The 6,816-nt window shown below is 63.2% G+C and carries 6 protein-coding genes and 1 pseudogene; 5 read left to right on the plus strand and 2 right to left on the minus strand.

All coding sequences use genetic code 11. The features are described 5' to 3' along the window. The first annotated feature begins 40 nt into the window (after positions 1-40). Both IVB13_RS16085 and IVB13_RS16090 read left to right on the plus strand, forming a co-directional pair. Complete coding sequence (locus tag IVB13_RS16085) at positions 41-946, plus strand: helix-turn-helix domain-containing protein (RefSeq protein ID WP_085359783.1); 906 nt, start codon at positions 41-43, stop codon at positions 944-946. 359 nt (positions 947-1,305) lie between these two features. Beyond that, positions 1,306-1,917: an NYN domain-containing protein gene (locus tag IVB13_RS16090; protein WP_018456136.1), complete on the plus strand. Its 612-nt coding sequence runs from the start codon at positions 1,306-1,308 to the stop codon at positions 1,915-1,917. A gap of 18 nt (positions 1,918-1,935) precedes the next feature. On the opposite strand, the gene pcaG is transcribed toward IVB13_RS16090, so the two are convergent. Next, positions 1,936-2,562 carry a protocatechuate 3,4-dioxygenase subunit alpha gene (pcaG, locus tag IVB13_RS16095; protein ID WP_247489608.1) on the minus strand — a complete coding sequence of 209 codons (627 nt, stop codon included), beginning with the start codon at positions 2,560-2,562 and terminating at the stop codon, positions 1,936-1,938. Between the two features lie 4 nt (positions 2,563-2,566). Further along, on the minus strand, positions 2,567-3,352 hold the full coding sequence (gene pcaH / locus IVB13_RS16100; RefSeq protein ID WP_247489611.1) for a protocatechuate 3,4-dioxygenase subunit beta: 786 nt from the start codon (positions 3,350-3,352) through the stop codon (positions 2,567-2,569). A gap of 95 nt (positions 3,353-3,447) precedes the next feature. Between pcaH and IVB13_RS16105 the strand changes: the two genes are divergently transcribed. From IVB13_RS16105 to IVB13_RS16115, 3 genes and pseudogenes are all read left to right on the plus strand, one after another. Then, positions 3,448-4,392: a LysR family transcriptional regulator gene (locus IVB13_RS16105; protein ID WP_247489613.1), complete on the plus strand. Its 945-nt coding sequence runs from the start codon at positions 3,448-3,450 to the stop codon at positions 4,390-4,392. Positions 4,393-4,443: 51 nt separating this feature from the next. Continuing rightward, positions 4,444-5,748: a nicotinate phosphoribosyltransferase gene (pncB, locus tag IVB13_RS16110; protein WP_018456140.1), complete on the plus strand. Its 1,305-nt coding sequence runs from the start codon at positions 4,444-4,446 to the stop codon at positions 5,746-5,748. 246 nt (positions 5,749-5,994) lie between these two features. After that, positions 5,995-6,816 (plus strand): annotated as a pseudogene (locus IVB13_RS16115) (GGDEF domain-containing protein); the annotation flags it as partial.

Below are 6,816 nucleotides of genomic sequence, written 5' to 3' on the forward strand. Positions count from 1 at the left end.
CCTCCTCGGCACTTTCTTGCAGATTCAGCGCCGCTGACGGATGGAGGCTTTCGTCTTTGTCTTGTACTATTCGAACATGAGAAACCCAGCCCCCGCCCCGGCAATCCGGGTCTACAATTTGTTCGGCGAATCCGGTGATCTGCCCGATGTCGTGCATTGCGAGACGATAGCGTCGCGCTCGGTGCTGCACGATTGGACGCTCGCCGTGCACCGCCATGCCCGGCTGCACCAGGTGCTGCTGATCGAGCGCGGCGGCGGCGAAGCGACGCTCGACGGGCGCGTGGTGCAGCTGAAGCCGATGCAAATCGTCAACGTGCCCGTCGGCCACGTCCACGGCTTCCGTTTCGTGCCTGATACCCAGGGCTGGGTGCTGACCATCGCCGCGGAAATATTGGACGAAGCGCTGCTCGCCTCCGAAGGGCTGCGAGGTGCCTTGTCGCGCTCGGCCGTGATACGCGGCACGCCGCAGATTCGGACCACCATGAAGCAGATCTTTGCCGAACACGCCGCGCGCGATTTCGGCCGAGCGCATGTGCTGCGTGCACTTTCGGCGGCCATGATCGGGCTGGTGGCCCGCGCGCTCACCGGCGAGAGCGGTGGCAACGGCACGGCTGAAAGCGGACTATTCCGCCGCTTCGAGGCGCTGCTGGAACAGCATCATCTGGAACGCTGGAGCGTTGCGGACTATGCGAGCGCGCTGTCGATCACGCCGACCCATCTCAACCGTGTGACCCGGGCAGCAACCGGCGACACCGCCTCGCACCTGATCCTCAACCGGCTGATCCGCGAGGCGCGGCGCAACCTCGTCTACACCAATTTACCGGTCTCGACGATCGCCTATGCGCTTGGCTTCGAGGACCCCGCCTATTTCAGCCGGGTCTACGCCGCCGCCACGGGCGTGTCACCGCGGGCCTTTCGTGCCCAGCTTCATGGCGATGAAGGCTGACACACCGGCCGATCGATCAGCCGCGCCTGTGGTCGAAGGCCACGCTGGGAACCGCAATGGCCTTTGTGCCAGCGCTGCCACTTAACCTTCGTATATGGGGCCCTATCCTTTGGATAGGCGCCCTTTACCTCAGTACAATTGAGTAGGGAATGCGCGCGCCTTAGCCTGGCTGCATTCGGCGCCCTGGCGCCGGTGGCATTGTATCCTCCCTAACCTGGGCGCAAGACGGCCGCCCCTGTCCGGTCGTCTGCGCTGCTTTTTCGGCAAGCCATCGGTGCCTTCAATGTTTTTCCGGCCGACACACCGCCCCCGGCGGTTGGACCGGCCACCTTTCGCGTACAACTGGAGATTTGTGCATAATGTCTTCGATTGAGAAGATCGCACTCTTTATCGATGGCTCCAATCTCCATGCCACCTCCAAGGCGCTCGGCTTCGACATCGACTACAGGCGACTGCTCGGCGAATTCCAAAGCCGAGGTGCGCTGTTGCGGGCCTTCTACTACACGACCGTCGTCGAGGATCAGGAGTATTCGTCAATCCGTCCGTTGATCGATTGGCTCGACTATAACGGATACACCGTCGTCACGAAACTCACGAAGGAATTCGTCGACGCCATCACCGGCCGCCGCAAAGTGAAGGGCAGCATGGATGTCGACCTCGCCGTAAATGCGATGGAGCTCGCCGAGCACGTCGATCAGATCGTGTTGTTCTCGGGCGATGGGAATTTTCGTTCGCTGGTGGAAGCCCTGCAACGCCTCGGTGTCCGCGTGACGGTCGTCTCCACACTCTCCACTCAGCCGGCCATGGTCGCTGACGAGCTGCGCCGACAGGCGGACATATTCATCGATTTGGCAGAACTGAAACCAAAAGTGGGGCGCGATCCGGCCAATAGGCCGGGATCGCGCGAGATGCGTCAGTCACCGCAATTCCACGCGCGCGTAGCGATCGATCGCAGCGACCAGGTGGAGTGAACCTTCGGGCGGCGGCTCTCAGACGTCGAAGAACATCGTCTCCTCCGGCCCCTGCAAATTGATCGTGAAAGCATACACGATCTTGCCGCCACGCTCGCTGCGCTTTGCGATCAGCGTCGAACGTCGCACCGGCTGCTCGATCAGGCTGAGCACGGGGTCGGCGGCGTTCGCAGTCTCTTCATCGGAGAAATACAGCCGGGTGTTGAGCCCGATATTGATGCCACGCGCGACGATCCAGATGTTGACGTAAGGCGCGCATTTGCGGCCCGCCTTGTCGGTGACGGCCCCGGGCTTGATGGTCTCGAACGTCACCAGCCCGCTCTCGAAATCGGAGCCGGCACGGCCCCAGCCGCGAAACTCTTCGTCCAGCGCGCCGACCGAGCGGTCGGCCGGATGGTTGTAGCGGCCGGCCGCGTCGGCCTGCCAGATTTCGAGCAGCACGTCGCGCAACGGCGTGCCGCTGCCGTCGAACACCCTGCCCTCCAGCGTGATGCGTTCGCCCTTGGTGTTCGGCGTCACCAGCACGTTGGAAAAGTTCTTCTCGAAGATGTCGAAGCCGGCCATCGCCGGGGTCAGGCCGATATGGACGTAGGGCCCGGCGGTCTGCGAGGCGGTTTCCTTGAGGTAGTTGAGCGGCTGCGGCATGGACCTAGTTCCCTGCGGTGCGATTTTCGAAGTAAGTGGAGCGCTGGCCGCGCAAGACGATGTCGAAGCGGTAGGCGAGCGAGTCGAACGGGGTCGATGCGTTGAGGTCGAGCGGCGCGATGAGGCGCTCCAGCGCATCCTTGTCCGGGATCGTCGTCAGGATTGGGCAGACCGGGATCAGGGGATCGCCCTCAAAGTACATCTGGGTGATCAGACGCTGTGCAAAGCCCGAGCCGAACACCGAGAAGTGGATGTGAGCGGGACGCCAGCTGTTGACGTAGTTGCGCCAGGGATAGGGTCCCGGCTTCACGGTGCGGAAATAATAGTAGCCGCTCTCGTCGGTCAGCGCGCGGCCGCAACCGCCGAAATTCGGATCGATCGGCGCCAGATACGTGTCCTTCTTGTGCCGGTAGCGGCCGCCGGCATTGGCTTGCCAGAACTCGACGAGCGTGTTCGGCACGCCGCGGCCGGTCTCATCCAGCACGCGGCCGTGGACGATGATGCGTTCGCCGACGGGATCGCCGTCCTTGGCGTAGTTGCGGATCAAATCATTGTCGAGCGGGCCGAGATCGTTGTGCCCGAACACCGGCCCCGTGATCTCCGAGACCGAGTTCTCAAGCGACAGCAACGGCTGGCGCGGCGAGCGCAGCACCGAGGATTTGTAGCCCGGCGCGTGCGCCGGCGGGTGCATGGAACGGTCGCGCTGGAAGAAGCCGCCGTCCCCTAGCGGCGCGAACGGCTCGGGGCGGTTGAGGCGGGGATCCCGCAAGGCTGGCGCCTGGGCATGCATCGGCTTTGTCTCTCCCTCTGGCGCTCCCGTTGGGGCGCACGACTTATCGGGAGATGATGGCGCCGGCTATTCTCAAGATAAATAGATCGATTATAATGCATCCCATGAATAAAATCGATCATTTGGCGCTTGATGGCCACGCGCTGGAGCTCTTCCTGGCCGTGCTGGAAGAAGGTTCGGTGACGGCGGCCGCAACGCGGCTCGGCGTGACGCAATCCGCGGTCAGCCACGCCCTGAACAAGCTGCGGCGGATCGTCGGCGATCCGCTGTTTGCCAAATCCGGCCGCGGCATTGTCGCTACGGCGCACGCCCAGGCGCTCGCGGCAAAGGCGCGAGCGCTGATCGACGAGATGCGCAGCTTTGCCGGCGGCGTCACGTTCGAGCCGGCGAGCGCGCAGCTTTCGCTGACAATCGCCGCCAATGACTTCCAGCGCGACCTGCTGCTGCCGCGGTTCTTCGATCATGTCGCAGCGCAAGTGACGAGCCTGAACCTGCGCGTGATCCCCTCGCAGTCGCCCTCGCCGGCGATGGTGCGCGAAAACCGCTGCGATCTGCTGATCACGCCGCTGCCGCCATCCGGCGTGGACATCGTGCAGAAGCGCCTGCTGCAAGACCATTACGTTTGTTACTACGACCCCAAAGCGCGCGCCGCGCCGGCTACGCGCGGCGCCTATCTCGCGGCGCGTCACGTCACGGTGGTCTACACTGACAATGAGCGGCTCGACTTCGATCGCCGGCTTGCAGCCAACGGCTTCCACCGCGACATCGCGATCTCCGTGCCGAGCTTCTCCGGCGTGCCGTCCTTCCTGCGTGGCTCGCAGATGCTGGCGAGCATGCCGAGCCTGCTGGCGCCCGGCGTGATGCACGGCTTCGCGCGTGTGCGGATTCCGCTGGCCTCGCGCACACGAACCCTGGCCGAGCTGCCGATGTTCATGGTCTGGCACCAGCGATATCAGAAGGACCCGGCGCATCGCTGGATCAGAAGCCAGCTCGAGACCGTGGCGGCAACGGCCTCGCACCCCGTCCCCGCGAAAACCTGATCCCCGTCAAACCCACTGGTTGCGCCGCGGCCGCCACGCTAGAATTCCCCCATGACAGTGACCGACATTGCGAGCCGGACCTACAATCACAGCTGGCGGCTGGATCCCATCATCCGCAGCCTGCTTGATACCGACTTCTACAAGCTATTGATGTTGCAAATGATTCGGGAAGCTTACCCGAATCAGCAGGTGACATTCTCGGTCATCAACCGATCGCGCCATGTCCGGCTCGCCGAAATCATCGACGAGGGCGAGCTGCGCGCCCAGCTCGACCACGCCCGCACCATCCGCTTCACCAAGAAAGAGCTGATCTGGCTTGCCGGTAACACTTTCTACGGCAAGACCCACATGTTCTCGGCGGACTTCATCCGCTGGCTCGCCGAATTCCGGCTGCCCGAATACGAGCTGCGCAAGGTCGAAGGCCAGTACGAGCTGCACTTCCACGGGCCGTGGAGCCATACCACGATGTGGGAAATTCCTGCGCTCGCCATCCTCAACGAATTGCGCTCGCGGGCGGCGATGAAGGGCCGCGGCCGCTTCGAGCTCGACGTGCTCTATGCCCGCGCGAAGGCCAAGCTGTGGACCAAGGTGGAACGCCTGCGCAAGCTGGATGGCCTCCGGCTCTCCGATTTCGGCACCCGTCGCCGCCATGGCTTCCTCTGGCAGCGCTGGTGCGTGGAGGCCGTGAAGGAAGGCCTGGGCCCGTCCTTCATCGGCACCTCCAACGTGCTACTCGCGATGGACAATGATCTCGAAGCCATCGGCACCAACGCCCATGAACTGCCGATGGTCGCGGCTGCGCTGGCCAAGGACGACGAGGAATTGCGCTGGGCGCCCTATCGCATCCTCGACCAGTGGCGCCAGACCTATGGCGGCAACCTCCTGATTGCGCTGCCCGACGCTTTTGGCACCAAGGCTTTCCTGCGCGATGCGCCGGAATGGGTTGCCGACTGGACCGGCTTCCGCCCCGACAGCGCGCCGCCGATTCAAGCCGGCGAGGAGATCATGAAATGGTGGGAGCAGAAGGGCCGCAATCCCAGGGACAAGCTGCTGGTGTTCTCCGACGCGATGGACGTGGGCTCGATCGAGGAGACCTACCACCACTTCGTCGGCCGGGTGCGGCTCTCCTTCGGCTGGGGCACCAATCTCACCAATGATTTCGTCGGCTGCACGCCGGACGGCTCGTTCAACCTCGATCCGATCTCGCTGGTCTGCAAGGTGTCGTCGGTGGACGGACGTCCGGCCGTCAAGCTTTCCGACAATCCCGAGAAGGCGACCGGCCTGCCTTCGGAGATCGAGCGCTATTTGCGCGTCTTCGGCGACGCCGGCCGCGTGCGCAAGCCGGTGCTGGTCTAGCGCCAGAGCAATCTATCTCCATCAAGTAAACCATCTGGGGCAAATGCGCGACATCAGCTCGCCGATGCCGCGTCAGTTCCGGGTCGACGGCATTTGCGACGATCTGCAAGCATCCACTTCACAACGCCTTCACCCTGCGACGCAGTCTCCTGGCATTTTCAAGTCGAGTTAAGCACCTTTCGCGCGTAATCCGCGTTATGAGCGGATCGCTCCGCTGGGGTCGTTGAGCGACTTGGGGAACGCATAGTGTTTCGCAGAACAGCGCCGTCAACGAAGGGACGAAGCTTCCTTCACGTCATCAAGCTCGTTTCGCCTTTCGTCACCGTCGTTCTGCTGCAGGCGGCGATCGCCGGATTCAGCCTGGAGGTGATGTCCTCGGTCCGCGCCTATGTCGCGGGCGAAGCGTTGTGGTCGCGCTCGCAGAAGAACGCCGTCTATTTCCTCAATCTCTATCTGCATTCGGGCGACGCCAGCCAGTTTGCGCAATATCAGACCTCGCTGGCCGTTCCCATCGGCGACGAGTTCGCGCGCTGGGCGCTCGAGCGCGATCCGGTCGACGTCGAGGCCGCCCGCATCGGCTTCCTGCAAGGCGGCAACCATCCCGATGACGTGCCGGGACTGATCTGGCTGTTTCGCTACTTCAAACAGGTCAGCTTTCTCAAGGAAGCGATCAGCGAGTGGGCTGCCACCGACCCCATGCTGCTGGAGCTGAGCGTTTTCGGCGAGGTCATCCGGTCAGAGTTGAAGAGCGGACCGGTTCAGGACGGCAACCGCCTGCAATTATTGTCGTCGCGGCTTTCGGAGCTCAACACTCAGTTCACGGTGCACGCCAAGCGGTTCTCCACCGTTCTCGGCGAAGGCTCGCGCGCCATCAAGATGACGCTGACTGGCGTCAATATCGTCACAGCCATGACGCTGATCCTGCTCCTGATCTGGCACACGCGGCGATTGGTGCTGCAACGACAGGCGTTTGAGGATGCCCTGCATGCCGAGAAGGAGCGCCTAGTCTGGCAGGCGTCGCACGACTGGCTGACCGGCTTGTCCAACCGGCGCGCGTTCGAGGCCCGC

This window comes from Bradyrhizobium sp. 17, from assembly GCF_023073515.1.
Lineage (GTDB): Bacteria > Pseudomonadota > Alphaproteobacteria > Rhizobiales > Xanthobacteraceae > Bradyrhizobium > Bradyrhizobium canariense_D.

Bases quoted from the DNA above. Each gene is read 5' to 3' on its own strand.
- IVB13_RS16090 (WP_018456136.1), top strand. From the start codon at position 1,306: ATGTCTTCGATTGAGAAGATCGCACTCTTTATCGATGGCTCCAATCTC.
- IVB13_RS16085 (WP_085359783.1), top strand. From the start codon at position 41: ATGGAGGCTTTCGTCTTTGTCTTGTACTATTCGAACATGAGAAACCCA.
- pcaH (WP_247489611.1), bottom strand. From the start codon at position 3,352: ATGCATGCCCAGGCGCCAGCCTTGCGGGATCCCCGCCTCAACCGCCCC.
- IVB13_RS16105 (WP_247489613.1), top strand. From the start codon at position 3,448: ATGCATCCCATGAATAAAATCGATCATTTGGCGCTTGATGGCCACGCG.
- pncB (WP_018456140.1), top strand. From the start codon at position 4,444: ATGACAGTGACCGACATTGCGAGCCGGACCTACAATCACAGCTGGCGG.
- pcaG (WP_247489608.1), bottom strand. From the start codon at position 2,562: ATGCCGCAGCCGCTCAACTACCTCAAGGAAACCGCCTCGCAGACCGCC.